This window comes from Sphingomonas sp. AC449, assembly GCF_979253475.1.
The window spans coordinates 61,706-87,157 of sequence record NZ_CEEDCZ010000007.1; the positions used below are offsets into that span (position 1 = coordinate 61,706).

Consider the following 25,452-nt stretch of genomic DNA (forward strand, 5'->3'; position numbering starts at 1 on the left):
GTAGGCGAGGGCACGGTGCGTCAGGCGCGATCGCCGGGGTCGCCCAGCCCGGCGGCGAAGGCGATGCGCAGCACGTCCGACAGGCTGCGCGCCGAAAGCTTTTCCATCAGGTTGGCGCGGTGGACCTCGACCGTACGCGTCGCGATCGACAGGTCGTACGCGATCAGCTTGTTGGGCCGGCCGCGCACCATGCCGTCGAGTACGTCGCGTTCGCGCTGCGTCAGCGCGGCAAGCCGGACCACCGCGTCCGCCGCGGTCAGATCGCCGCGGTCGGCGCGCGCCGCCTGCGCCAGTGCGGTCTCGATCGCGGCGATCAACACGGTGCGTTCGAACGGCTTTTCGAGGAATTCGACCGCGCCTGCCTTGATCGCGCGCACCGCGAGCGTGACGTCGCCGTGCCCCGTCAGCATGATTACCGGGAGCGCGATGCCCGTCTCGGCAAGGCGTGCCTGCACCGCAAGGCCGTCGAGATCGGGCATCCGGACGTCGAGCAGCACGCAGCCCCGCGTCTCGCGCGTGACCGCCTTCAGGAACTGCGTGCCCGAGGGATAGGTCTCGACCGCATAACCGGCCTTGCGCAACAGGAAGCCGACCGACTGGCGGATCGCCTCGTCGTCGTCGACGATATGGACGGTGCGGCGTTGGTCAGTCATCGGTGCCGGTATCCTGGCCTTGTGCGAGCGGCACGGTGAAGTGGAAGGCGGTGCCGCCGGTGGCGATGCCCTCGGCCCAGATCCGTCCGCCATGCGCCTCGACGATCGTCCGGCAGATCGACAGGCCGAGCCCCATGCCATCCTCCTTGGTGGTCGCGAACGCTTCGAACAGGCGCGCGCGCACCGCAGCGTCGATCCCGGTGCCGGTGTCCGCGACGGTGATCTGCATAGAGCCGTTGCCTTCGCGCGCGGTGGCGATCGTCAGCACCTTGTCGGGCGAGCCCGCCATCGACTGGATCGCGTTGCGGATCAGGTTGACGAGCACCTGCTGGATCTGGATGCGATCGACCAGCACGATCGCGCGCCCCGGCGCGACGCGGGTGCAGACCGCGATACCCGCCTCGTGCGCGCCGAGCAGGCCAAGGCTGGTCGCCTCCTCGACGAGCAGGTCGAGCGGTTCGTCGCGGAACCCGGTATCGCGGCCATCGACGAACGCGCGAAGCCGCCGGACGATCGTCCCCGCGCGCAACGACTGCGCCGCCGCCAGGTCCAGCGCCTCGGCAATGTCGGTCAGCAACGCGTTGCGATCGTCGCCGATCATCGCGCGCGCCGCCTCCAGATAATTGGCGATCGCGGTCAGCGGCTGGTTGATCTCGTGCGCGAGCGTTGAGGCCATCGTTCCCATCGCACTGACGCGCGAGACGTGGACGAGTTCGGATTGAAGCTCCTGCACGCGGCGTTCGGTCGCGCGGCGATGCGTCAGATCGCGGATGAAGCCGGTAAAAATCCGCTCGCCGGCAATCGACGCCTCGCCGACCGCGAGCTCGATCGGAAAGATCTCGCCGCCGTTGCGCATCGCGCTCTCGAGCCGGACATTGCCGATCACGTGACGCTCGCCCGTCCGGCGATAGGTGCGCAGATGCCGGTCGTGCGCGCGCGCCTCGGACTGCGGCATCAGCATCGCCACGTTCTGCCCGACCACGTCGCTGGCGGCGTAGCCGAAGACCAGCTCGGCCGCGGCGCTGAACGAGGCGACGATGCCATGCTCGTTCATCACGATCATCGCGTCGGGGACGGTGTTCAGGATCGAGCGCAGGTGATGCTCGCGCCGCACGATCGCGGCCTCGGCCGCCTTTTCGTGCGTGATGTCGCGGATCACCTTGCCGAACCCGCGTAGTGCGCCCGCATCGTCGTGAAGCGCGGTAATCGTGACGGCGGCAAGGAATTCGGAGCCGTCCTTGCGAACCCGCCAGCTCTCCTCCTCGATCCGTCCGCAGGCGTGCGCGCGGGCAAGGTCGGCCTCGGGCTTGCCCGCGGCGATATCGTCGGCGGGGTAGAAGATCGCGAAGTTACGGCCGATGATCTCTGCCTCGGCCCAGCCCTTGATCCGCTCGGCGCCGCGATTCCAGATCGTCACGCGCCCCTGCGGATCGAGCATGTAGATTGCATAGGTCGTTGCACCGTCGATCAGCAGCCCCAGTTCCTCCGCCAGCGTCGCATCGCCGCGCGCGACGGCTCCGGCGCTGTCGTGCTCCTGCGGCGACCGGGGCGCGTTCATGCGGGCAGTACGTTTGCTCGTGGCACGGAGCGGCAAGTCATTGCGCGATGGGCCCTGTTCGGCGGACGGTTGCGATCTGTCGGGGATCGAGGTCTCGACCGCCGACATCGCGACAGGACACACGCTAGGCGAATTACGCACTATACGCCAATACTCCCTCGATCGCCGTGATCGCGAACAGGATCGTCCCGCCGATACTTAGTCTTGGATTTAGTATCGCGAACGCTTCCAGATACTTGCGGCTTGCGAGGCGGGTCATCGCCTAGTGCGACAGCAGCGTGCAGCGCCGGTCGCGCAACAGCAGGTCGCGAGTGACGCCGCCGAACGCCCATTCGCGGATCCGGCTGTGGCCGTACGCGCCGGCGACGACAAGGTCCGCTCCGACCTCGTCGGCGAGCGCCGTGAGCGTGTCGGTGCTCGAGCGCTTCGGCCGCGAGACGATCTTGTCGGCCGCGATGCCGTGGCGCGCGAGCCAGCCGGCAACATCGTCGATCGCCGCGCGCGCATCGAGCACGTCGATCGCGACTTCGGCGATCACGACCCGCTCGGCGAGACGCAGCATCGGCAGCGCATCGCTGATCGCGCGGCGGCATTCGCGCGTGTCGGTCCAGGCGACCATGATGGTCGAGAAGGTCGCCGTCGCGCCGCTGTCGGGAACGACGAGCACCGGGCGGCCCGCACGCAGGATCAGGTCGCCGGTATCCGCATGCGTCGCGAGATCGGCGAACCCCGGCCCCGCGCTCGTGATGACGAGATCGGCGGCGCGCGCATGCCGCGCGACGACATGCGCGATGTTGGAAAGCGTCGGGATCGAGCGCCATTCGAGCACATGCCGCGCAAGACGGTGATGCGCCTCGAACTCGGTTTTCGCGCGCGCGAGTTCGTCGGCGACGATCTCGCGCTCGATCACCGCATAGTCGCCGCCGAGATAGTCGTCGCCCATCGCGATCGGGACCGGGCGGCATGCGGCGATGCCGATCACCGCGGCGTGATGCCGGTCGGCGAGCGTCGCGGCGACATCGAGCAGGGCGGCGTTTCGGCGTCCGCCATCGAGATGCACCAGCAGCGTTGGATAGGTCATGCGCGGTCTCCCTCTTGGACGTCCATCGTCGGCGATCGGGCGCGCGTGCGAAACTATCGGGAACTACGCAGTCGGCGGCGTGTGCGTAGTTCCCGACTCTGTCGGCGACGGGGTGCGTCGATAGGCTTGTGGCCAACGGTTCGGCACGCGCCGCGCCCCTTCAGGAGAGTGTCATGTCGCACGACGCCAGATTGCAGAAAGCCGTCCTTGCCGAACTCAACTGGGATCCGAGCGTCCCGGCCGGGCATATCGGCGTCACCGCGAACAACGGCGTCGTCACGCTCAGCGGCCACGCCGGCAGCTATGCGGCGAAATATGCCGCCGAACGGGCGGCAGCGCGCGTCGACGGCGTCAAGGCGGTCGCCGAAGAGATCGAGGTCCGGCTGGAGGACCGCTTCAAGCGGGGGGACGAGGCCATCGCCACCGCGATCGTCGAGCGGCTGTCCTGGGACACGATCGTCCCGCACGACTGCATCAAGGCCCAGGTCGAGGATGGCTGGGTGAGCCTGCGCGGGACTGTGCGCTGGCATTTCCAGAAGAATGCAGCGGAGGCCGCGGTACGGACGCTTGCCGGCGTGGTGGGCGTGACGAACCATATCGTCCTGCAGCCGCGCGTCGACGTCACCGATGTCAGCAACGACATCCGCGCGGCGCTGCACCGCTCATGGTTCTTCGAGGGCGACACGATCAAGGTCTCGGTCGACGGCGGCACGATACGGCTGACCGGATCGGTCGATTCGCCGCGTGACCGGATGGTCGCCGAGCGCACGGCGTGGGCGGCACCGGGTGCGATGAAGGTCGAGAACATGCTCGAGATCGCCTGAGATGCGGGCGCTGTCGTCGCACCGCGAGCGTCATGTCGCCGACCGGATCGGCTGGCTGCGTGCGGCCGTGCTCGGCGCCAATGACGGGATCGTCTCGACCGCGAGCCTGATCATCGGCGTTGCGGCGGCGTCGACGGAGGCCGCTGGCGACACGAGCGCGATCGTCATCGCGGGGACGGCCGGGCTGGTCGCGGGGGCGATGTCGATGGCGGCGGGCGAATATGTCTCGGTCAGCGCGCAGGCGGATACCGAGACCGCCGAGCTCGACCGCGAACGCCGCGAACTCGTCGACGACCCCCATGGCGAGCTGGCCGAACTCGCGGCGATTTACGTCGCGCGTGGTGTCGACGCCGCGACCGCCGCGACCGTCGCGGCGCAGTTGATGGCGAAGGATGCGATCGGCGCGCATGCACGCGACGAGCTCGACATCACGCTGGGCGCGCGCGCGCGGCCGGTGCAGGCGGCGTTCGCATCGGCGGCGAGCTTCATGGTCGGCGCGGCGTTGCCGTTGCTGAGCGTGTTCGTCGTGCCGCCGGGTGTGCTGATCTGGGCGGTCGGTGCGGGGTCGCTGCTGTTCCTCGCGCTGCTCGGCGCGGTCGGGGCGAAGACCGGGGGCGCGACCGTCTGGCGCGGGACGGTGCGTGTCACCTTCTGGGGTGCGTTCGCGATGATCGCGACCGCGGCGATCGGGGCGTTGATCGGCGGCGCGGTCTGACGCCCGGCCCGAGGCGCACGCCTAGAGCGTCATCCGCAGGATCGTCGACGTGGGGTCGCCCGGGCAGGCCGACGCGATCCAGCCGCGTTCGCGTTCGAGATCGATCGCGTCGTGATTGTCGCGGCTCTCGATCGATTCGAGCGTCAGGATGCCCTTCCAGCGGGCAAAATCCACGACATGGTCGAGCAGCGTCCAGCTGATCCCCATCCGCTTGAAATCGCGGTGGACCGCGATCGCGACTTCGGCACGGCGGAAGCTCTGGTCGGCTGCGAGCATCGCGGTCGCGATGATCTGGCCGGTCGCGGGATCGAAGGCGAGGAAATGTTCGGTGCGATCGTGATCGATCGTGACCATCGCCCTCAGCTGGTCATGGTCGACCTTGCGGACAGCGCTCAAGAAACGAAAGCGGAGGTCCTCCGCGTCGACATGGCCGAAGAACGCATCGAGCGCGGGTTCGTCTTCCGGCGAGGCTGGGCGCACGTGAAAGACCAGGCCGTTGCGGGTCGTCAGGTCGCGCGCCCAGGACCTGGGGGGCGGGGCCCCGGCGGCCGCGTGTTGGCTCACATGTTCGACCATCGTGGCGTCCCTTATCCCGCGCGTCCCATAAGCGGCCGCCCCATGCGCCTAGCCGAAAGTCCCGCGCGCCCCGAGCGTCGGAAAACACGTAGGGTCCGATCCGCGCGACCGCCCCGCGATCGTGGCGAGGTTCCTACGCGCCGCGGGTCGTGGTGAGCCGCAACAGGCGCCCGCCGCTGCCATCCTCGAGGATCCAGAGCGCGCCGTCCGGCCCCGCCATCACCGCGCGGATCCGCGCGCCCATGTCCCATCGCTCGACTTCCTTCGCGGTCGTGCCGTGGAACGCGATCCGGATCAGCGATGTCGCGGCCAGCCCCCCGACGAACGCAGACCCGCGCCATTGCGGGAACATGGTGCCGTCATAGAATGCGAGCCCCGCCGGTGCGATGACGGGATCCCAGTACAAGGCGGGCTCCTGGAAGTTCGGCCGGGTATCGGGCTTGGCAATCGGCGTATCGTCGTAATTCTTTCCATAGGAAACGATCGGCCAGCCATAGTTCCGGCCCGGCTCGATCAGATTGAGCTCGTCGCCACCCTGAGGCCCCATCTCGGTTTCCCACAGGCGGCCCTGCGTATCGAAGGCGAGGCCGTAGGGATTGCGATGCCCGGTCGACCATGTTTCCGCAGGCGTGAGATTTGGCGAAGAAATCGTTGCCTTGCGCACGGGTGCGGTCGCCGCGGACGCGGTGTTTTCGGGCGGATCGATGACGCCGATCGTGGTCGCGCCCGTCTTGCCTTGACCCGGATTACCCGGTGCAGGCTTTCCATCGAGCGTGAGCCGCAGGATCTTGCCGAGCGCCTGATCGGGATCCTGCGCCGGGTTGAAGCGCTGACGCTCGCCGGAGGTCAGGAACAGATACCGGCCGTCGGGCGAAAACGCGATATAGCCGCCGAACTGGCCACCGGCGCCGCGCGGAAGCTGCCGCCAGATCACCTGCAGCCCCTGCAGGACCGGCTTGCCCGCGACCGTCCCGAGCGTCGCCTTCGCCAGCGCGAGCCCGTCGCCGCCCTCTCCGGGTTCGGAATAGGTCAGGTAGACCTGTCGATCCCGGCCAAATGCAGGCGACGTCGCGACGAACAACAGGCCGCCTTGTCCTTCGTCATGGACCGTCGGTACGCCGCCCACCTCGGTCTTCGCGCCGGCGGGGGTCACCAGCCATAGGTGACCCGTCTTCTCGGTCACCAGCATGCGGCGATCCGGCAGAAAGGCGAGCGCCCATGGCGCATCGAATGCGGCAATCTCGGTCGCCTTGAACGGCTTGTTCGCGCTGGGTGCAGACGTACCGTAATTGACCGGTCGCATCTTGGCCTCCGCCGGGGGTGGCGGGGCGTTCTGAGCCTGACCGCACCCCGCCATCAGCGTGATGACGGCCAGGGGAAGCAAAGGGTGGCGCTGCATCGACAAGTTTCCTGGTATTTCCGCTATTCGGGAACCCGTATCGTCGTTGCGTTCGAATGCCGCAACCAGGATCGGCGTCTGCGCCCCGCGGTTGAATATGGTTCCGTGCGACGCATGCCCATGCGATTTCGGGGGGAGGGCAGGCCATGGACATTGATCATTCCGATCGTCCGACGCATCAACCGGCTCAATTTTCGGAAGGACTATCGCTGATGGCTGAACCGGTCTGCCATGACGTGCTCATCGTCGGTGCGGGACATGCGGGTGCGCAGGCCGCGATCGGGCTGCGACAGCGCGGTTTCGCCGGCACGATCGCGATCGTCGGCGACGAAGCTTCGCTGCCCTATGAACGGCCGCCCTTGTCGAAAGAATATCTGGCGGGCGACAAGCCGTTCGAGCGCATCTTGTTGCGACCGCCCTCCTTCTGGACGGATCGCGCGATCGAACTGCTGCTGGGCACGACGGTGACGCACGTCGATGTCGAAGCGCATAGCGTCACGACCGCCGACGGCGACGTCCTGCGCTATGGTTCGCTGATCTGGGCGACGGGGGGAACGGCGCGACGGCTGACCTGTTCGGGCCATGACCTGGCGGGGATCCATACCGTGCGGACGCGTGCGGACGCCGATCGGATGCGCGCCGAACTGCCCGGCGTCACCAACGTCGTGGTCATCGGCGGCGGCTATATCGGGCTCGAGGCGGCGGCCGTCCTGACCAAGCTTGGCAAGTCGGTCACGGTGATCGAGGCACAGGACCGGGTGCTGGCGCGCGTGGCGGGCGAACCACTGTCGCGCTTCTTCGAAGCCGAACATCGCGCGCACGGCGTCGACGTACGCACCGGCGTTGCGGTGTCCTGCATCGAGGAGGCGGATGGTGCGGTATGCGGCGTCCGGCTCGCCGACGGCGAACTGCTCGCATGCACCATGGTGATCGTCGGCATCGGCATCGTCGCTGCGGTCGCGCCGCTCATCGAGGCTGGTGCGAAGGGGGACAACGGCGTGACGGTCGATGAATATTGCCGGACGTCGCTGCCGGACGTGTTCGCGATCGGCGATTGCGCAGCGCACGCCAGCGCGTTTGCCGAGGGGCAGGTGATCCGGCTGGAATCGGTCCAGAACGCGAACGACCAGGCGATGACCGTCGCCAAGCTGTTGACCGGCGCTCCCGAGCCGTATCACGCGGTGCCGTGGTTCTGGTCGAACCAATATGACCTTAAGCTCCAGACGGTCGGTCTGTCGACGGGGTATGACGCTATCGTGACGCGCGGCGATCCCGGCACGCGCAGCTTCTCGCTGATCTATCTGAAGGCGGGGCGCGTGATCGCGCTCGACTGCGTCAACCGCGTGAAGGATTACGTGCAGGGCCGCGCGCTGGTTGTCGGGTCAGCGCGGCTCGACCCCGCTTCGCTCGCCGACACCGCAGTCGACCTCAAGACGCTCGCGCTTGCGGCGGCGGATGGCGCAGCCGTCGGGTAACGGGCTGGCCATCCGCGCGACGATCAGTTCGGCATCTGGTTCGGCGGGGTCGCGGACGATGTCGTTGCCGGGACCGGCGGTGTCGCCGACCGGGCATCGCTGACCGCCTCGTCATACCATTGCGCCAGATCCGCCTTCATCTGGTGCAGCGCCTCGGGGTTGAGATAGGTCATGTGGCCCGCCGGGTAATAGGTGAAGCGCAGGTTCGCCTGCTGCGCCCGGTCCAGCATCATATGGCCAAGGTCGTTTTCGGTCCCGAAGAACGGCGTCGCCATGTCGTAATAGCCGTTCATCGACAGCACCTTGAGATACGGGTTCGCGCGCATCGCCGCGCCCAGGTCGATCGCCGTATTGGGGTTGTTCTGCGGCTGGCCGGGGCCGGGGGCGGCGTGTTTCCAGTTCCAGGTCCAGCCGGCGGCATCGCGCGCGGACTGGCGATACGGCAGTTCGGTCTCGTACTTCAGCGTCGAGCCCAGATAGTCGCTGAACGACGCGATATACGCGCCCGAGATCGCATCCGACGATGCATCGGTCTCCGGCCGCTCGCCGGCCGCATCGGTGTCGATCCCCGTGTAGCGCGCGTCGAACCGGCCGACGGTGCGGGCCGATCCGCGCAGCAGCTCCTTCTGGAACCGCGGCAGGTCGACACGCAGATTGGCCCGCTTGATGAAGTCGACGCCGAGCCCCGTCAGCTGGCTCATCCGCTGCGCGACCTGGTCGCGTTCGGCATCCGAGATCGACTGGCCCTTTGCGAGCGCGGACATGTACGGCCCGGTCGCGAAGGCGCGCGCTTCGGCGACGATCGTCGCGACATCGGCAGGGCGGTTGGCGATGCGATTGTGATACCAGGCGGTCGCGGCGTAGCTCGGCAGATAGTTCAGATACACCTGATCGAGCCCCGGCTGGCGATAGCCATAGTTCATGATCGAGCTGAGCAGGACGACCCCGTTCAGCGCCATGCCGCGCTCCTGCAACTGATAGGCGAGCGCGCCCGAGCGCAGCGTGCCGTAGCTTTCGCCCAGCAGGAACTTGGGGCTCATCCAGCGGCCATATTTGGTGACGTAGCGCAGGATGCCCCTGGCAAACGCATCCGCGTCCTCGTCGGTGCCGTAAAAGGCCTCGGGCTTGGTATCCCCGAGCGGCCGCGAATAACCCGTTCCGATCGCATCGAGGAAGACGAGATCGGTCTTGTCGAGCAGCGAGTCGGGATTGGGGCCGACGTCATAGGGGGCGGGGCGGATGAACTCGGGGTTCGTGGTGCGGATCCTGATCGGTGCGAACGATCCCATTCGCAGCCAGAACGAGGGCGATCCGGGGCCGCCATTGTACAGGAACGTCACGGGGCGCTTCGTGCCCGGCTTGGTCCCGTCCAGCGTGTAGGCGGTGTAGAACATCGACGCGGTCGGCTTGCCCTCGACGTTGCGCAGCGTGAGCGTGCCCGCCGACGCGGTATAGGGATAGCGGCGACCCGCGATCGTGACCGAATCCCGGTGTCGTACCTCCTGCTCGTCGACCGGCGCATGCGCCCAGGCCGCTTCGACCTCCTCCTTCGCGCGGTCTGCGGCGCTGGCCGCCTTCGGCCGCGCCGGCGTGTCCTGTGCGGACAGCGGCGAAGAGGCCAGGGCTGGGACGAGGATGGCGGCGGCGAGTATCGGGGCAAGATGGGTACGGATCACGCAGGGTCCCTTGTGCTGTGCTGCCCGGGGCAGCGGTGCTGCCATTGTTCCCGCTTATACCGCCTGCCGCAAGCCACGCCGACGGCGATGTTCAGCCGAGCCAGCCGCCGGAAAAACCCGCGCGCTGCAACCCGCGCCGGATGTGCGGATTGCGACGCATCGTGTTCCAGATGAGCCCCGACTGCGCATTCTCGATCATCGCGACGATCGGGCCCTGGTCGATGCCGAGGTGGTCGCCGTCGACCCAGCCGATGCCGGGGACGATGCGACCATGCTTGAGCGGCCCGGGCGGTGCGGTCAGCGTCGGGTTGAACGCATCGGCAAACCCGTATCGGCCATAGATGCCCGCGCCGTAGCGGCGATGCATCGCGCCGATCGCCTGCGTGGCGATATCCGGGGCGAACGCGATCGACGCGGCCGCCGCAGTCGGCGCGATCGTGCCGTCGTCACGGTCGCCCGGGCCGCGCGCGGAATAGCTGTAGAAGGTGCGATCGACGCCGGCGATCCGCGTCGTGAAGTCGCCGGGACCGTCGCACGCGGTCAGGCCCCAGACCTCCGCGTCATAGCCGCGCCAGCCGCCCGGGTTTGCCGTCGCATAGGCGCGCTGGGCATGCGCCGCGCGCCGGCTGTTCTCGAAATAATCGATGTCGTGAGTCGCGATGTACGCGTCGCGAATGCCGCGAAAGTCGATCCAGACATGGCTGTACTGATGCCCGAACAGCGGTGGGAAATGGAGATGGGGCTGCCCCCAGCGGTCGCTCCACGACGATTCGAAGCGGCTCGACCATGCCTGCCACGTCCCCTCGGGCAGCGGATGTGTCGGCGATCCGAGCGCCAGCACATACAGCAGCATCCCCTCGTTATAGACATCCCAGTCGCTCTTGATGAACCCCGTCTCGGGATGCCAGCCCATCGACAGCAATGGCGCACGCGGCGTGATCCAGGTCCACTCGACGGCGGTGTAGAGCCGCTCGGCCAGCGCACGGATCCGCACTTCGTCGGGATGATCGCCATCGAACCAGCTTTGCGCGAACAGCGTCCCGCCGAGCAGCAGCGCGGTGTCGACGGTCGACAGTTCGCAGCGTGCAAAGCGCTGCCCCTTGGTGACGCCGAGGAAATGATAAAAGAAGCCGCGATAGCCGCTGAAGCCGGTCGCGCCGTCGCCTTGCGGGGCGTCTGCGAGGAATTGCAGCGTCGTCAGCGTCCGCGCCCGCGCCTGTTCGCGCGTGATCCAGCCGTGCACGACACCGATCGGATAGGCGGTCAGCGCAAAGCCGATCGCCGCGACCGACGAGAAGGACGGCGTCGGCCAGCGGTCGGGCGCAAGCCCCGTCGCCGGATCGGTCGTATCCCAGAAGAAGCGGAAGGTCCGCTCCTGCAGATCGGCGACCAGCGCGTTGCCGGTTATCTGCCCTGTCGGCGTGGCAAGCCGCGGGTTCGTCGCGCAGCCCGTTGTCAGGCCGGCGAGTGCGAGCCCGCTGCGGCCAAGGAAATCTCGTCTGCCAAGCATCGGCACGCTCCTGTTACGCGGTACGGGACGGGGGCGGCACCGGCAGACGCCGCCCCCGTCGGATCAGAAGCGGTAGCCCAGACGGAACTGGACGCGGCGCGGCAGGGTGAGCGCGCTGCTGCCGGTCCGCGAATTGGCGGCTTCGAGCGGATCGGTGTTGCTGAAGAACCCGTCGAATCCGCTCGGGTTCTTGGTGTTGAACGCGTTCAGCAGGTCGACGGCGGCCTCGACCTGGTCGTTCGATCCGAACAGCTTGAACTTGTTCGCCAGCGTCAGGTTGACCTCGCAGAACGCGAAGACGCCGCCGATGCAGTTCTTCTCCGGATAGGCGGAGGTGAAGCGCAGCTGTCCGGTGTCGAACCCGTTCCGCGCGTCGGTGACCTGATAGGCCTGGCCGCTCCCGAGCGTGGTGAGCGTCGACAGCTGGAAATTGAGCGGCAGATCGACGATCCCCGAGATGACGACGCGGTGGCGTTCGTCCCCCGCCCGGCGACGCCAGCCATAGGCATCGGGGGTGATCGCATCGAGGCTGAACAGATCGCCGCCATTCTGCTCCGACTCCGACACCGTATAGGCGATGTTCAGACCCCAGCCCGACGACTGACTATAGTTCTTGTCGAGCGTGAAATAGAGCGCCTTGTAGCGGGTATCGAGCCCGTCGAGCCCGATGATGACGTTCGAATAGCCGTTGGCGAGCGCAGGGGCGGTATCGCAGCAATTGCCGAGCCCCGCATTCTGCCGGGTCGCGAACACGTTGGTATAGCCGTTGCGACCACGCTGGTAGGAGGCGGTCACCGCCGCCTGGAACGCGCCGACGCGCTGCCGGACGCCGAAGCTCGCCTGATCGTTGACCGGCGGCCGCGCGTTGTTCTTCACTGCGAACAACTCGGGCAGCCCCTGCGTCGAGCTTGCGGCAAGCGCCAGCAGGCCGTCGCGCGTCAGATAGGACGGGTCCCACTTCACCGTCGGCAGGTTCGAGCGCGGCGTGCCGTTCTGCGAGAAGCGGAAGACGCCGATCGGATTGATCGTCCGCGACAGCTCGTCGACCGTGTTGTTGAAGTTGTTGCGGTCGTAATAACGGCCGAAACCGCCGAAGATCACCGTCGACTGATCGTCCTTCACGTCCCAGGAAAAGCCCAGGCGCGGGGCGATCGCGCCGGTGAAAGGCTTCCGGTTGTTGCCCGTCGAGATGTAATCCTCGGCCTTGAAATACGAGGTCTGCGGCAGCGCGCGCAACGCCGCCACGCCCGCGGCGGGGGTGATATAGTCGTTGTTGACGCCGTTGGTCTCGTAATCCCACCGCACGCCGAGATTGAGCTGCAACCGCCCGGTCACGTCCCAGTCGTCCTGCAGATACAGCCCGACCTGCGTGTTCGACCCGAAGATCCGGCCATTGCCGAGACCCAGTCGCGCTTCGGCGGGAAATGCGAAGTTCGTGTCGTCGCTCGTGTCGGTCGGCGTGCCCGCCTGGTCGATGCGGAAGGTATAGCGCGGCTCGACGAACGACATGTTGTTGAACTCGATGTCGGTGATCTCGACACGCGCGCCCGCCTTGATCGCGTGGCCCTGAAGTCCCGTATAGGTCAGGTCGTCGCGGATCGTGTATCCTTGCTGGATCTCGCGACGTGTCGAATCGCGTCCGCCGAACACCAGCACCGAGTCGTAGTCGAAGGTCGGCAAGCCGGGATTGATCGAGGTCGGCCGGAATTGGTAATCGAGATAGTTCAGATTGACCTCGTTGACGAAGCTGTCGCCCGAATAGGTCCATTTGAACAGGTAGGTGTCGACCTTGTTGCGCTTGTTCTCGGCATTCTCGAACGCCACGTTGCCGCCAAAGCCCTGAATGTCGGTCTCGGTGCGACGGCTGAACGACAGGTCGAAGACCTGGCGATCATCCGGGGTCAGCGTCAGCTTGCCGAAGTAGAAGTCGCCGCGGAACGGGCTGACGAATGCGCCCTCGAATTCCGACAGGCGGCGCCCCGAGAACTGCTCGAACTGCGCGACCGCGGCATCCGACCCGGTCGTGTTGACGTTGAACGCACGGTCCTGGTCGTTGCCTTCATAGGCCGCGAAGAAGAACAGCTTGTCCTTGATGATCGGGCCGCCGAGCGACGCGCCATATTGCTTGCGCTCGAATGCGGGCTTGGCGTTGCCGTCGCGGCGGTCGAGGAAGCTTTTCGCGCTCAGGCTGCGGTCGGTATACTGGCCGAATACCTCGCCGTGCAGCTCGTTCGTGCCCGATTTGGTGACCGCGGTGATGATCGCCGCACCGGCCTGCTCGTATTCGGCCTTGTAGTTCTGCGTCAGGACGCGGAATTCCTGCACCGCCAGCTGGCCGAACGGGTTGCCGCGGCTGTTCTGCTGCCCGGCGACGCCGCCTTCGCGCAGCTTGTTCTTCAGGCTGACGCCGTCGATGAACACGTTGACCTGGCTCGCAGTCGACGCGCCCGAGCTGAAGCTCTTGTCGGTCTCGCTGTCGTTATAACGCACGCCCGGTGCCAGCGCGGCGAAGGTCAGGAAGTTGCGGTCGGTCTGCGGCAGCGTGCGGATCTGTTCCTGGCTGACGTTGGTGGCGATTTCGCTGGTGCGCGTCTCGACCAGCCGGCCGCCACGCACGACGATCTCGCCGCCGTCACCCGCGACCGGGGCCGCTGCTGCCACGTCGCCGGTGGCGCCGGGTGCGGCTGCGGTGGCACCACCCTCGGCCGCTGCCGGTGCGGCGGCGACGAGCGTCGCATCGAGGCTGGCGGACTGGCCGATCGCGACGACGATGACGCGCTCGAACCGCGCGCCGTCGGTCCCCGTGATCGTGATCCGATATTCGCCGGGGCGCAGACCGTTCAGGATATAGCGGCCGCTCGCGTCGCTGATCGCGCGATAGGTCTGATTGGTGCCCGTGCTGACCGCCGCGACGGTCGCGCCGGACAGCGGCGCGCGATCCGCACCGCTGACCTGGCCGCGGATCGACGCGGTCGAGGTCTGCGCCGCTGCCGGAACGAGCGCGACGCCTGCGCTCGCGAGCATCGTGGCACCGGCCAAGGCCATCCTGAAATGTCGTGTCATGTCCTGTATTCCCCTGCGTTATGCCCCTTTTTGAGGCTTGGTTGAGCTGTGCTTTCCCGAATGACGAGCGACGGGACGATCATGTCGGTGTCCCGGTCGACGGCGGCTGATGGCGCGGCGGGGCCGCGGGCCTTCGCCGCGCTGCGCCGCCGTGCGTCTGCGGCGATCGCGGCGTCGAGGGACGCAACCGCGCGCTGCCCCATCGCCGCGATGTCGATCCGGACGGTAGTGAGTGAGGGCGAGACGAGCCTGGCCAGCGGGATGTCGTCGAAACCGGCCACGGCGATCTGGTCGGGGACGGCGATCCCCGCGCGCCGCAGCGTGACGATCGCACCCAGCGCCATCATGTCGTTCGCCGCAAAGATCGCATCGACGCTTGATGGATCCGCGAGCACCATCGTGGCCGCGGCGATCCCCGCGTCCTGGAGAAAATTGCCCTCGATGATCCGGACCGGAAGCCCCGCACGCGCGGCGGCCTGCTCGACGCCCCGCCGCCGTTCGATCGCATCGATGTTCGTCGCCGGACCCGCGATATGGACGATCCGCCGACGCCCGGTCGCGACGAGGTGGTCGATCATCGCCTCCGCCCCCGACACGTTGTCGACGCGCATCGCGGTGTGGGGACCGGTGCGCAGCGCGCAGTTGAGCAGGACGGCGGGTATCCCCGCGGGCAGCCGCGCGACCAGCTCGTCCGCGGCGATGTGCGGCGCCATGATCGCCAGCCCGTCGACGCGACCGCGCATCGCTTGCAGCGCCTCCGTCCCGCGACCCGGGCGGTCGTTCATCACCGTCAGCAGCAGGTGGAGACCGCGTGCCGCGGCTTCCTCGTCCATCCCGCGCAGCAGTTCCGAAAAGAACTCGCCGTGGAGGTCGGGCAACACCACGCCGATCGCACCCGACCGCGAAAGGCTGAGGTTGCGTGCGCCGGCATGCGGGACATAGCCGAGCTGGCGCGCAGCCTCCTCGACCCTGAGGCGCATCGCGTCGCGAATATTGGCATGCCCGTTGAGCACGCGCGACACCGACGCCACCGACACTTCGGCAACGCGAGCGACATCGCGGATCGTGGCGTGCGGCATTCCCTTCCTTCATCCTCTCGACGGCGATCTGCGTCGCATCGCGGGTCTGGGATCGTCTATAAGACCTTGATGTAACCGGTTACAATAACCTAGGGCTTGCCACGCAAAATATTTCAAAGACGTGGTTTTGGAGAGGCTTCATGGACGATCGGCACATTTCAAGACGCGCGCTGGTACTCGGTGGAACGATGGCCGCGGCCTGGGCCTCTTCGCCGCTTCAGGCGCTTGCGGCCGGCACGGCGGCCACCGCACTGCCGCCGAAGATCGAGGCGCTGATCGCGCGCATGACGGTCGAGGAGAAGGCGGGGCAGCTGACGATCATGGCCGCGGCCTGGGCGGGGGGCAGCGCGACGGCGCTCAATCCGGCCGGCGCCGCTGCAAGCTTTGACGGGCAGCTCGCGGACGTCAGGGCGGGGCGTCTCGCAGGCGTCTTCAACGGCAACGGCGCAGCGATGGCGCAGCGTATGCAGACGACTGCGATGCGCGAGTCGCGACTGAAGATCCCGCTGATCTTCGCCGCCGACATCATCCACGGCTTCCGCACGGTATTCCCCGTGCCACTGGCCGAGGCGGGCAGTTTCGACCCCGACCTCGCGCGGCGAACGGCGCGTGCGGCGGGTGCGGAGGCGGCGGCCGCGGGGATCGACTGGACGTTCGCGCCGATGGTCGACATCGCGCGCGATCAGCGCTGGGGCCGCGGCGTCGAGGGCGCCGGAGAGGACGTGTATCTGGGCCGCATGATGGCGAGGGCGCGTGTCGAGGGATTCCAGGGGACGCGCGGGCTTGCCGCGGCCGATGCGGTGGCTGCCTGCGCCAAGCATTTCGCAGCCTATGGCGCGGGCGAGGCCGGGCTCGATTACAACAGCGTCGACATATCCGAGCGGACGTTGCGCGACGTGTATTTTCCGCCATTCCAGGCGGCGCTGGCGGCGGGGGTGCCGACCGTGATGGCGGCGTTCAACGAGATCTCCGGCGTCCCCGCGACCGCGAACGACTGGTTGCTCACGCAGGTGCTGCGCCGCGAATGGGGATTCGGCGGGCTCGTCGTCTCGGATTACACGGGCGACGAGGAACTGATCGCGCACGGCTTTGCCGCCGACGCGCGCGAGGCGACCCGGCTGGCGTTCCTCGCCGGCGTCGACATGAGCATGCAGTCGGGCTTCTATATCAAGCATCTTCCCGATCTGGTCGGCACCGGTGAGGTCCCGATGGCGCGGCTCGACCAGGCGGTGCGGCGCGTCCTCGCGCTCAAGGTCTCGCTCGGCCTGTTCGACGACCCGTTCCGGCGTATCGATCCGCGCCGGGAAAAGACGCAGGTGCGGACGCGAAAGACGCTCGCGCTCGCCCGGGAGGCGGGGTCGCGGTCGATCGTGATGCTCAAGAACGCAGGGGATCTCCTCCCGCTACCCCGGTCGGGCAAGCGCGTCGCGCTGATCGGACCGTTCGCGCAAGGACGTCGCGACCTGATCGGACCGTGGAACGTCTACGGCACCGACGCCGACGCGGTCGATCTCGCGACCGGCGTGCGCGAGATCGTCGCCGATCCCCGCGCGGTGACCGTCGTCGACGGGTCGGGTATCGAAGCCGCGCTGCCCGGCGGCATTGCCGCGGCGGTCGCGGCGGCAAACGCGGCCGATGTCGCCATCCTCGCGGTCGGTGAAAGCCAGCGCATGTCGGGCGAAGCGCAGAGCCGGTCGGACATCGTCATCCCGGCGGCGCAGTTGCAGCTGGTCGAGGCGGTGGTGGCGACGGGCAAGCCGGTCGTCGTGCTGCTCTCGACGGGCCGCGGGCTGGCATTGTCGGGCGCGGTGCTCGAAGCGTCGAGCCTGCTGGTGACGTGGTTCCTCGGATCGGAGGCCGGACGCTCGATCGCCGATGTCCTGTTCGGGGTCGTCGCGCCCTCCGCACGGCTTCCGGTCAGCTTTCCGCACGCCACCGGACAGCAGCCCTATCACTATGCGCACAAGAGCACGGGCCGCCCCAACGGTCCGGGGCCGCTTGCCGAATACAAGGCGCATTACCGTGAATTTGCCAATGATGCGGCGTTCGCGTTCGGGCACGGCCTGACGTTCGGCAAGATCAGCTATTCGAACCTGGATACGGGGGGCGGGCGGCTGACCGCCGAGGCCGGGCTGACGCTGTCCGCGACAGTCACGAACAGCGGCCGCCACGCCGCCGACGAGGTCGTCCAGCTCTACATCCAGGACGTCGTCGCAAGCGTCACGCAGCCCGTCCGCGCGCTCAAGGGCTTCCGTCGGATCGCGCTCAAGCCCGGCGAGGCGCGCGTGGTGACGTTCACGCTCACGCGCAGCGACCTGCTGTTCATCGGCCGCGATCTCGTCGCGACGGTCGAGCCTGGTCAGTTCCGCGTCTGGATCGCGCCGTCCGCGCAGGCGGAAGGCGTCGCGGGAACGATTACGCTGGTCTGACCGTCGGCGCAGCGTCGCGCCGTGCCCCGAGCGTATCGCGGCGCAACGGGTGCGCCGCGATCGCCAGCGCCGAGGCGAGGATCAGGATGCCGGGCCCGGCGAGCATCAGCCAGCGGATCGAAGCGATCGTGCCCGCAGTCTGCGTCACGCCCGCGCTGAAGCCGTTCGAGGCATAGACCGCGCCGATCGCCATGCCCGCGCCTGCAAGCGCGGCTTTCTGGAGGAAGGCGAACGCACCGAAGGCGAGCGCCTCGACCCTGGGCTGACCCTGGATTTCCCCCCAGTCGAGGCTGTCCGGGAGCAGCGACCATGCCGTCAGGTTGATGCCGGCAAACGCGATCGCGGCGAGGACGATCGGCGCCACCGTCGACAGCGCCGGGTCTGCCGTCGTGTGTTCGAGCACGAAGGCCGCGGCGAGGCTCGCCAGTGCAAGCGCGGTCGCCGCAAGCCATGCGGCGCGTGCGCCGATGCGCGTGGCCAGCGCGGTCCAGAGCGGCAGTGCCAGCGCGCTCGCCACGCCCATTGCCGCCAGCGCCTGTGCGCCGCGGCCGGGATCATGCGCGACATAGCGGAAATAATAGGGGACCGACTGGACCAGCAGCGCCGCCGCTGCACCGCCTGTCGCCGCGGCGATGTTGAGCAGCATGAACGCGCGGTTCCGGACCAGCGCGGCAAGCTTTGGTCCTTCGGCGCGGCGCGTCTGCTGCGCGGGCCGGCGGGGTTCGGGTACCCGCCACGCCATCAGCAGCAGGATCGGTGTCGCGAGGCCTGCGAGCATCGCGGCGGCGCGCGGATAGCCGAGGACCGGCGACGATGCGGAGAGACGCGCGAGCGCCGGAACGCCCATCGCGACCGCGGCGGCGGCGGCGGCGCCAAACGTCATCCGCAGCCCGGTCAGCATCGTCCGCGTCGCACTGTGTGCGCTCAGCCGTCCTGTCCACGCGGCATAGGGGACGTTGGTCGCGGCGTAGAAGGACCGGAACAGGACCTGCGCGGCGATCAGTCCCCCCACGGACGTCATGCCCCCCCAGAACGCCCAGACGAAACCCATCCCCAGCGGTACCGTCAGCCACCCTATCATCCGCGCGTACGACACCCCCGTGCGCTCGGCAAAGATGCCCGTCAGCAGGTCCGCGACCCCGTCCCAGAGCGCGCCGACCATGAACACGAGCCCCGCCGTGGCAGGCGGCAGCGCCAGCACATCGATGTAGAAGAACAGCAGGTAGAGGTTGATGCTCTGCCAATAGAGATTGAACGCGAAATCGCCCGAGGCGAACAGCAGGATCGAACGACGGGCTATCATCGCTCCTCGCAAGGCTCATGTCGACACAGGCGCATCGCGTGTCCTTAGGCACGATCGCATCGCAACGCGAGACAGCGCGCGCTCCGCGCCGCGCCGTCCTCCACCGCGAAAACGCCGTCTCCCGTTGCACCGCGCGCTTGGATACGCATACCCTCCGGAAAGCGGGTCGGCGGGGCTTGTGCAGTGGGTAATGAACATCGCTCGGTTGAGCTGGAAGGGTTGGGGACATGACGAGGATGCATGCGGCGCTGGGGTTCGTCCTCGCATTGACCATCGCGCCGGGGGCGGAGGGGGCAACGACGGCGAGTGCGGCGGACCGACAGCTGAAGGCGCTGTACGATGCCGAATGGCAGTGGCGGCAAAAGGAGTTTGCCGAACTCACGGACGGGCTCGAGACCAAGGCCGACGATCATCTACCCGCGGTGACCGCGGCGGACTGGGCCCGGCGCAAGGCATATTGGCAGGACGTGCTCGCGAAGATCGCCCGGATTGCTCCGGCTGGCTATTCGGACGAGGAACGCCTGAATGCGGCGGTGCTGACCGAAACGCTGCGCGCCGATATCGCGAACATCGCGTACCGGACGTACGAAGCCCCGCTCAACAGCGACTCCGCGTTCTGGAGTTCGGTCAAACCCTATTCGCCGCTGCAGACCGCCACCGAATATCGCCGCTATATCGCGCGGCTGCGGGACGTGCCGCGCTGGTTTGCCGAGAACACGCTCAACATGCAGGCCGGGCTGAAGCGCGGGTACACGCCGCCGCGGGTAACGCTCGCCGGCCGCGACGCGACGATCGCCGCGTTCGCCGTGACCGGGCCGGAGAACCCGCTCTACGACCCGTTCGAGACGATGCCGGCCTCGATCCCCATGCCCGAACAGGCCGCGCTGCGCGCCGAGGCGGCGCGGGCGATCGACGCGCAGGCGGCACCGGCCTATGCCAGATTGCTCGACTTCTTCCGCAAGGTCTATTTGCCCGGTGCGCGCGAGACGCTCGCCGCATCGGCCCTGCCCGACGGCAAGGCCTTTTATGAAAGCCAGGTTCGCGAATATACCACGCTCGACCTGACGCCCGCGGCAATCCACGCGATCGGCCTGAAAGAGGTCGCCCGGATCGATGCCGATATGAAGGCGACGATCGCACAGACTGGGTACACGGGCAGCTTTGCCGACTTCCTCGCCTTTCTCAGGAGCGATCCGCAATTCTATGCGCGGACCCCCGACGAGCTCCTCGGTTTCTCCTCCTACGTCGCCAAGCGCATGGATGGACGGCTGAAGGATGTCTTCACCGTCCTGCCGCGCTATCGGTTCACCATCCAGCCCGTGCCCGATGCGATCGCGCCGCTCTACACGTCGGGGCGGGGCGGGCTCAGCGGCTGTCTGATGAACACCTACGACCTGAAGTCGCGGCCGCTGTACAATATCGTCGCGCTGACGCTGCATGAATGCGTGCCCGGGCACAGTCACCAGGCGGCGATGGCGCTCGAGGCGCCCGATCGCCCCGCCTTTCGCCGCGCGACATATTTCTCGGGCTATGGCGAGGGGTGGGGGCTGTATGCCGAATGGCTGGGCACCAAGCTCGGCATGTACCGGACGCCGTATGAGGAATTCGGACGCGAGACGTTCGAGATGTGGCGTGCGTGTCGGTTGGTGATCGATACGGGCCTCCATAGCCAGGGCTGGACCCGGCAGCAGGCGATCGATTATCTCGCCAGCCATACCGCGCTCGCCAAGCTCGATGTCGAGATCGAGGTGGACCGGTATATCAGCTGGCCTGGACAGGCGCTGGCCTACAAGCTTGGCGAAATGAAGATGCGTGCGCTTCGCGCGACTGCGGAGCGCGAACTTGGCCCGAGGTTCGATCAGCGTCGGTTCCACGACCGGCTGCTCGGGCTGGGATCCGTGCCGCTTCCGGCGATGGAGCGCGAGATGCTCGCCTGGATCGCTCGGGAGAAAGCGACGCCGCCTCTCTGAAGGGGGCCGGCCGACCGGCGAGCGATCCGGTAGTGGATCAGACCGAGCGACGGGCGAGCGCGCGTCGGCGCTGTGTCGTTGCGGCGCGGGCGCGCTCGACCGCCTCGGTCTCGGTCACGTCGAGCAGATGATCGATCACGCGCGCCAAGTGATCGCGCATCGCCAGTCGCGCATCGACCGGTGACCGCGCCTCGAGCGCGGTCAGGATCCGGCCATGTTCCTCCATCCGGTTCTCGATCCCGAGACTGCCCGCCTTGAGCAGGACTTCACGCGCAAGCGGCGACCGATAGCGCAGATCCCAGAAATCGGTGACGGCGGAGATGATGACTGCGTTGCCGGTCGCTTCGGCGATGGCGATATGAAACCGCCGGTCGGCGTCTTCGGCGGCAGTGACGTCTTCCTGGTCCATCTCGGTCAGCATCTTGCGCAGTTCGGCGAGCTGCGGTTCGGTGATCTCGGTCGCGGCGACGGCGGCGACCTCGCCCTCGAGCAGACGGCGCGCCTCGGTGATCTCGAACGCGCCGATGTCGAGTTCCTGATCGGCGTTCGCCGTGGACGCGGCGAGGACGAACACGCCCGATCCCTTGCGCGCCTCGACCATGCCCTTCATTTCCAACGCGATCATCGCCTCGCGGATCGTCGGCCGGCTTACCTGGAACCGTTCGGTCAGATCGCGCTCCGCCGGTAACCGCGATCCGACCGGATAGGCGCCGTCTTCGATGTCGGCGATGATCGCCTTGACGATCCGCCGATACAGCTTTCCTCCGCCGTCGGTCGTCACGGCCGTGCTATCGTTCATGTTGGCCACCCGAAGCTTCGATCATGCCTGTCCTAGTTCGCGCAACGCGCGCCGTCGTCAACCCCGGCATCGCCGCAGGCCGTTCCGACTGTGCCCTTCGCCAGCGTGCAAACGCCGGCGATGTCACGAACGCGTTGTCGATGCGTCGAAATCGCGTGGCCCGAGTGCCTGGCAGTATCAGTCCTCGGCCCAGCGCCGCAGCAGGTTCGATTGCGTTTTGGCAAGCAGGTCGAGTTCCGGCGTCTTGCCGAGGCGCTCGAACAGCGCATGCCGCGCGGTTTCGAGGTCGAACAGCATTTCACGCTTGGCGGCATCGCGGACGACGCTGCGGACCCACGTCACCGCGGCAAGCCGTTCGCCCTTCGTGACCGGCGCGACGCGGTGCAGGAAAGTGGTTGGATACACGACCGCGTCGCCGGCCGCGAGCTTGACGTCCTGCTCGCCGGCTGCGGACTCGATGACGAGTTCACCGCCGTCATAGTCTTCGGGATCGGACAGGAACACGGTGACGGAGAGGTCGGTGCGCATGCCGCCCATGATCGCATCGTCGACATGGCTGCCATACGCCATCCCGGGTTTGTACCGGCTGAAGAGCGGCGGGCGAACGAGATGAGGCCGTGCCGCCATCCGGAAAAGCTGGTGATCGAGCAGTCGGTCCGTCACGAGATCCTGCATCCGTGCGAGCAGCGGATCGGCGCGATCGACCTGATCGTTGCGCTTGACGAGACGCGCTTCACGCCCCGCCGTCTGGCGACCATCGACATAGCGAACTTGCGCAAGGTTATCCCGGAGCCACTGAACATTCTCGGCATCCAGAACGTTTGCGATCATGATCAACATCTGGAACCCTCTCGCTGCGGCATGATGCCGGGCACGAGGCTCTAGCCAAGCAGGCGCGGGAATGCGCGCCGGAAATGGTAAGTATATGCGTACGAAATTATGGGTCGGCATCGGCGCGTTCGTCGTGGCGCAGTCCGGGCAGGCCGTAATTGCCCATGCCGCTTCGCCATCATCGTCCGTCGCCGACCAGATCGCGGGCCGGTCCGGGGAGGGCGGCGAGAACGAGCGCGGCGAAGGTGAAGGGGAGGGCGAAGGACGACGCCCCGTCGCACGCTCGAGCAAGGCGCGCCAGATCGTTCGCAATCCCCGTCGCGCCCAGGCCGCGCGGCAACACGCTGGCCAACGCGGCGAGGGCGAGTATGAGGGCGGCGAAAACGAACGTGGCGAAGGTGAGGGTGAGGGTGAGGGTGAGGGTGAGGGCGAGCGCTAATCGCGCTAGCCTGAGCGTCAGAGCCGTACTGCTGAAGGAAAACGTCGTGCTCCTGCGCAGCGACGTTTTGAAGTTGCGCCGAGCATGCTGATCCTGTGGAAAACAGTCGCAAAGCCTGCCGCGCGCCCCGCCTAAATTGCGCCGGAGCTAGGTCGTGGCGCCGGTGTGCGCGCGATCCTGATGCGCGATGTAGCTGTCTAGCGCGCTGGCGGCGTTGAGCATGTGCGCGCGCATGCGGCGGCCGGCCTCCTCGCCATTGCCCTCGGCAATCGCCTGCATCACCGCATCGTGTTCCGCGCGCGAACTGGCGAGGCGGCGGGCCTGTCGCAGCTGCATCCGTCGGAAGGCGTTGAGGCGCGTGCGGACCGCGATCGCCTGGTCGGCGAGGAAGTCGTTATGCGCGGCGCGGTAGATCGCCTCGTGGAAGTCGCGGTTCAGCGCATCATACGCGTCGACGTCGTCCTGCTCGACCGCGGCCTGGCTCGCCTCGTGGATGCGGAGCAGGCGGCTGCGCTCGAGCGGGGTGATGCGGTAGGTGGCGAGGCGGACGCACACCGCCTCCAGCTCCGCCATCGTCTCGAACATGTCCATCACCTCCTCGGCGGTGACGTGGCGGACGAGGACGCCGCGGCGCGGGCGGACCTCGACCATGCCGCTGGTCGCCAATTGTCGCAGCGCCTCGCGGACCGGGGTGCGCGAGGCGCCGTAACGGTCCGCGAGCTGCTGTTCGTCGAGCGTGGTGCCCGGCGCCAGCTCGCCCGACGAGATCGCATCGGTCAGCGCGTTGCGGATCCGGTCGGACAACAGCCCCGTGTCTTCGGTCTCGATATCCGCCATGTGCGCTCAGCCCCCCACGATCGCGCGGACGATCAGGTACAGGATCGACGGCGCCACCAGGCAGCCTAGCCCGGTATGGAAGGTCGCGGTCAAGGCGCCATAGGGGACGAGGCGGCGATCGGTCGCGGCGAGCCCGCCCGACACGCCGCTGACCGTGCCCATCAACCCGCCGAACACCATCGCGCTGCGCGGGTTGTTGAGGCCGATGAGTCCGGCGACCAACGGCGTGCCGACCATCACCATCACCGCCTTGAACACGCCCGTCGCGATCGACAGCGCGATGACGGGCGAGCTCGCCCCGATCGCCGCGCCCGTGACCGGCCCGACGATATAGGTGACCGCGCCCGCGCCGATCGTCGTCATCGACACCGCATCGGTATAGCCGAACGACGCCGCGACCAGCGCGCCGACGATGAACGGCAGGATCGTGCCGAGCAGCAGCGCGACGACGCCGATCAGCCCCGCCTTCTTGGCCTGTTCGACATCGACCTCGCACGCGGTCGCGACGATCGCGAAGTCGCGCAGCATCGCGCCGCCCATCAGGCCGATGCCGGCGAGCATCGGCAGGTCGGCGAGCCCCTTGTGCCCGCCCGTCGCGATGCCGCCCCAGAAGGCGAGCGCGAGCCCGATCAGGATCGCGATCGCCGAGCCGTGGACGCGGCCCATCGTCAGCTTTGCGGAGAGGATGTTCGACAGCCACATGACGATGCCAACGACCGCGAATGCGGTGAGCAGCGCATTGGCAGTCAGCACCTTGGTGATCATTTCCATGACAATCGCCTCAGTGCGTCGTTACGGGGGAGGGCGCGCGGGCTGCATCGAGCGCCTCGCGGGCTTCGCGTGCCTCGATCTCGTCCATCGTCTCGGGCGTACCCGACAGCCGGCTGATCAGCGCCACCGCGCTGAAGCACAGCAGCAGCGCGCCGACGCCCGCGATCAGCACGATCGGGCCGCCCTCGACCGCGGCGACGACATCCTGCTGCGCCGCCATCGCGACGACGATCGGGATATAGAGCGCGCCCCAGAAGCCGATCCCGCGCAACACGCCCTCATTGTAGCGGCCGCGCGTCTTGAGCCACATCCGCGCGGCGATCAGCAGGATCATCGCGATGCCGACCCCGCCGACATTGGCCTTCACGCCGAGCAGCACGCCAAGGCCTTCGCCCAGCAATTGCCCGATCAGCGTACAGATCGCGAGCAGCGCGACTCCGGCAATCATGCGCCGCGTCCCGCAT

The 25,452-nt window shown here is 67.6% G+C and carries 22 protein-coding genes; 6 read left to right on the top strand and 16 right to left on the bottom strand.

Features of this window, described 5'->3' with window-relative positions:
• Positions 1-20: 20 nt before the first annotated feature.
• The 4 genes from AC0CH3_RS12635 to AC0CH3_RS12650 all read right to left on the bottom strand — a co-directional run bounded on the left by AC0CH3_RS12635 (position 21) and on the right by AC0CH3_RS12650 (position 3,292).
• Positions 21-653 (bottom strand): response regulator transcription factor, encoded by a 633-nt coding sequence (locus AC0CH3_RS12635; protein WP_354299611.1) that lies wholly within the window; start codon positions 651-653, stop codon positions 21-23.
• The gene (locus AC0CH3_RS12640; protein ID WP_354299613.1) at positions 646-2,211 is read right to left on the bottom strand and encodes a PAS domain-containing sensor histidine kinase; all 1,566 of its coding nucleotides are present in this window, start codon (positions 2,209-2,211) and stop codon (positions 646-648) included. Before AC0CH3_RS12640 ends, AC0CH3_RS12635 begins: the two co-directional genes overlap by 8 nt.
• Before the next feature lie 133 nt (positions 2,212-2,344).
• Positions 2,345-2,470 carry a hypothetical protein gene (locus tag AC0CH3_RS12645; RefSeq protein WP_354299614.1) on the bottom strand — a complete coding sequence of 42 codons (126 nt, stop codon included), beginning with the start codon at positions 2,468-2,470 and terminating at the stop codon, positions 2,345-2,347.
• A gap of 3 nt (positions 2,471-2,473) precedes the next feature.
• Entirely contained in the window at positions 2,474-3,292 is an 819-nt protein-coding gene (locus tag AC0CH3_RS12650; RefSeq protein ID WP_354299615.1) for a universal stress protein, read from the bottom strand.
• A 173-nt stretch (positions 3,293-3,465) separates the two neighbouring features.
• Here AC0CH3_RS12650 and AC0CH3_RS12655 point away from each other — a divergent pair, with 173 nt between their 5' ends.
• Positions 3,466-4,116, top strand: a complete 651-nt coding sequence (locus AC0CH3_RS12655) for a BON domain-containing protein (protein WP_465237963.1) — start codon at positions 3,466-3,468, stop codon at positions 4,114-4,116.
• A 1-nt stretch (position 4,117) separates the two neighbouring features.
• Positions 4,118-4,831: a VIT1/CCC1 transporter family protein gene (locus tag AC0CH3_RS12660; protein ID WP_354299618.1), complete on the top strand. Its 714-nt coding sequence runs from the start codon at positions 4,118-4,120 to the stop codon at positions 4,829-4,831.
• Between the two features lie 21 nt (positions 4,832-4,852).
• Here the strand turns inward: AC0CH3_RS12660 and AC0CH3_RS12665 are convergent, their stop codons facing one another.
• A complete protein-coding gene (locus tag AC0CH3_RS12665; RefSeq protein WP_354299619.1) occupies positions 4,853-5,395 on the bottom strand; it encodes a GNAT family N-acetyltransferase in 543 nt (180 codons plus the stop codon).
• Between the two features lie 145 nt (positions 5,396-5,540).
• Positions 5,541-6,806, bottom strand: a complete 1,266-nt coding sequence (locus AC0CH3_RS12670) for a PQQ-dependent sugar dehydrogenase (protein ID WP_354299621.1) — start codon at positions 6,804-6,806, stop codon at positions 5,541-5,543.
• Between the two features lie 212 nt (positions 6,807-7,018).
• On the opposite strand from AC0CH3_RS12670, the gene AC0CH3_RS12675 reads away from it, so the two are divergent.
• Positions 7,019-8,281: an NAD(P)/FAD-dependent oxidoreductase gene (locus AC0CH3_RS12675; RefSeq protein WP_354299622.1), complete on the top strand. Its 1,263-nt coding sequence runs from the start codon at positions 7,019-7,021 to the stop codon at positions 8,279-8,281.
• 23 nt (positions 8,282-8,304) lie between these two features.
• On the opposite strand, the gene AC0CH3_RS12680 is transcribed toward AC0CH3_RS12675, so the two are convergent.
• The 4 genes from AC0CH3_RS12680 to AC0CH3_RS12695 form a co-directional block, all read right to left on the bottom strand.
• Positions 8,305-9,957, bottom strand: coding sequence for a S10 family peptidase (locus AC0CH3_RS12680; protein WP_465237964.1), 1,653 nt, complete (start codon positions 9,955-9,957; stop codon positions 8,305-8,307).
• 91 nt (positions 9,958-10,048) lie between these two features.
• Positions 10,049-11,467, bottom strand: a complete 1,419-nt coding sequence (locus AC0CH3_RS12685) for a glucoamylase family protein (RefSeq protein ID WP_354299625.1) — start codon at positions 11,465-11,467, stop codon at positions 10,049-10,051.
• Between the two features lie 63 nt (positions 11,468-11,530).
• A complete protein-coding gene (locus tag AC0CH3_RS12690) occupies positions 11,531-14,530 on the bottom strand; it encodes a TonB-dependent receptor (RefSeq protein ID WP_354299627.1) in 3,000 nt (999 codons plus the stop codon).
• Complete coding sequence (locus AC0CH3_RS12695; protein WP_354299629.1) at positions 14,527-15,609, bottom strand: LacI family DNA-binding transcriptional regulator; 1,083 nt, start codon at positions 15,607-15,609, stop codon at positions 14,527-14,529. The genes AC0CH3_RS12690 and AC0CH3_RS12695 overlap by 4 nt, the downstream gene beginning before the upstream one ends.
• A gap of 140 nt (positions 15,610-15,749) precedes the next feature.
• Between AC0CH3_RS12695 and AC0CH3_RS12700 the strand changes: the two genes are divergently transcribed.
• Complete coding sequence (locus tag AC0CH3_RS12700) at positions 15,750-18,038, top strand: glycoside hydrolase family 3 N-terminal domain-containing protein (RefSeq protein ID WP_465237965.1); 2,289 nt, start codon at positions 15,750-15,752, stop codon at positions 18,036-18,038.
• On the opposite strand, the gene AC0CH3_RS12705 is transcribed toward AC0CH3_RS12700, so the two are convergent.
• Positions 18,025-19,341, bottom strand: coding sequence for an MFS transporter (locus AC0CH3_RS12705; protein WP_354299632.1), 1,317 nt, complete (start codon positions 19,339-19,341; stop codon positions 18,025-18,027). The genes AC0CH3_RS12700 and AC0CH3_RS12705 overlap by 14 nt on opposite strands.
• Positions 19,342-19,577: 236 nt before the next feature.
• Between AC0CH3_RS12705 and AC0CH3_RS12710 the strand changes: the two genes are divergently transcribed.
• Complete coding sequence (locus AC0CH3_RS12710) at positions 19,578-21,311, top strand: DUF885 domain-containing protein (RefSeq protein ID WP_354300416.1); 1,734 nt, start codon at positions 19,578-19,580, stop codon at positions 21,309-21,311.
• A gap of 37 nt (positions 21,312-21,348) precedes the next feature.
• Here AC0CH3_RS12710 and AC0CH3_RS12715 read toward each other — a convergent pair whose 3' ends face one another.
• Positions 21,349-22,110: a FadR/GntR family transcriptional regulator gene (locus tag AC0CH3_RS12715; RefSeq protein ID WP_354299633.1), complete on the bottom strand. Its 762-nt coding sequence runs from the start codon at positions 22,108-22,110 to the stop codon at positions 21,349-21,351.
• A 177-nt stretch (positions 22,111-22,287) separates the two neighbouring features.
• A complete protein-coding gene (locus AC0CH3_RS12720) occupies positions 22,288-22,950 on the bottom strand; it encodes a Fe2+-dependent dioxygenase (protein ID WP_465237966.1) in 663 nt (220 codons plus the stop codon).
• Between the two features lie 85 nt (positions 22,951-23,035).
• Here AC0CH3_RS12720 and AC0CH3_RS12725 point away from each other — a divergent pair, with 85 nt between their 5' ends.
• On the top strand, positions 23,036-23,380 hold the full coding sequence (locus tag AC0CH3_RS12725; protein WP_354299636.1) for a hypothetical protein: 345 nt from the start codon (positions 23,036-23,038) through the stop codon (positions 23,378-23,380).
• A gap of 147 nt (positions 23,381-23,527) precedes the next feature.
• On the opposite strand, the gene AC0CH3_RS12730 is transcribed toward AC0CH3_RS12725, so the two are convergent.
• Genes AC0CH3_RS12730 through madL form a run of 3 tightly spaced genes read right to left on the bottom strand, consistent with a single transcriptional unit; the run spans position 23,528 to position 25,436 of the window.
• Positions 23,528-24,217, bottom strand: a complete 690-nt coding sequence (locus tag AC0CH3_RS12730; protein WP_354299638.1) for a GntR family transcriptional regulator — start codon at positions 24,215-24,217, stop codon at positions 23,528-23,530.
• Positions 24,218-24,223: 6 nt separating this feature from the next.
• The gene (gene madM, locus AC0CH3_RS12735) at positions 24,224-24,988 is read right to left on the bottom strand and encodes a malonate transporter subunit MadM (RefSeq protein ID WP_056022622.1); all 765 of its coding nucleotides are present in this window, start codon (positions 24,986-24,988) and stop codon (positions 24,224-24,226) included.
• A 10-nt stretch (positions 24,989-24,998) separates the two neighbouring features.
• The gene (gene madL / locus AC0CH3_RS12740; RefSeq protein WP_465237967.1) at positions 24,999-25,436 is read right to left on the bottom strand and encodes a malonate transporter subunit MadL; all 438 of its coding nucleotides are present in this window, start codon (positions 25,434-25,436) and stop codon (positions 24,999-25,001) included.
• Between the last annotated feature and the right edge of the window lie 16 nt (positions 25,437-25,452).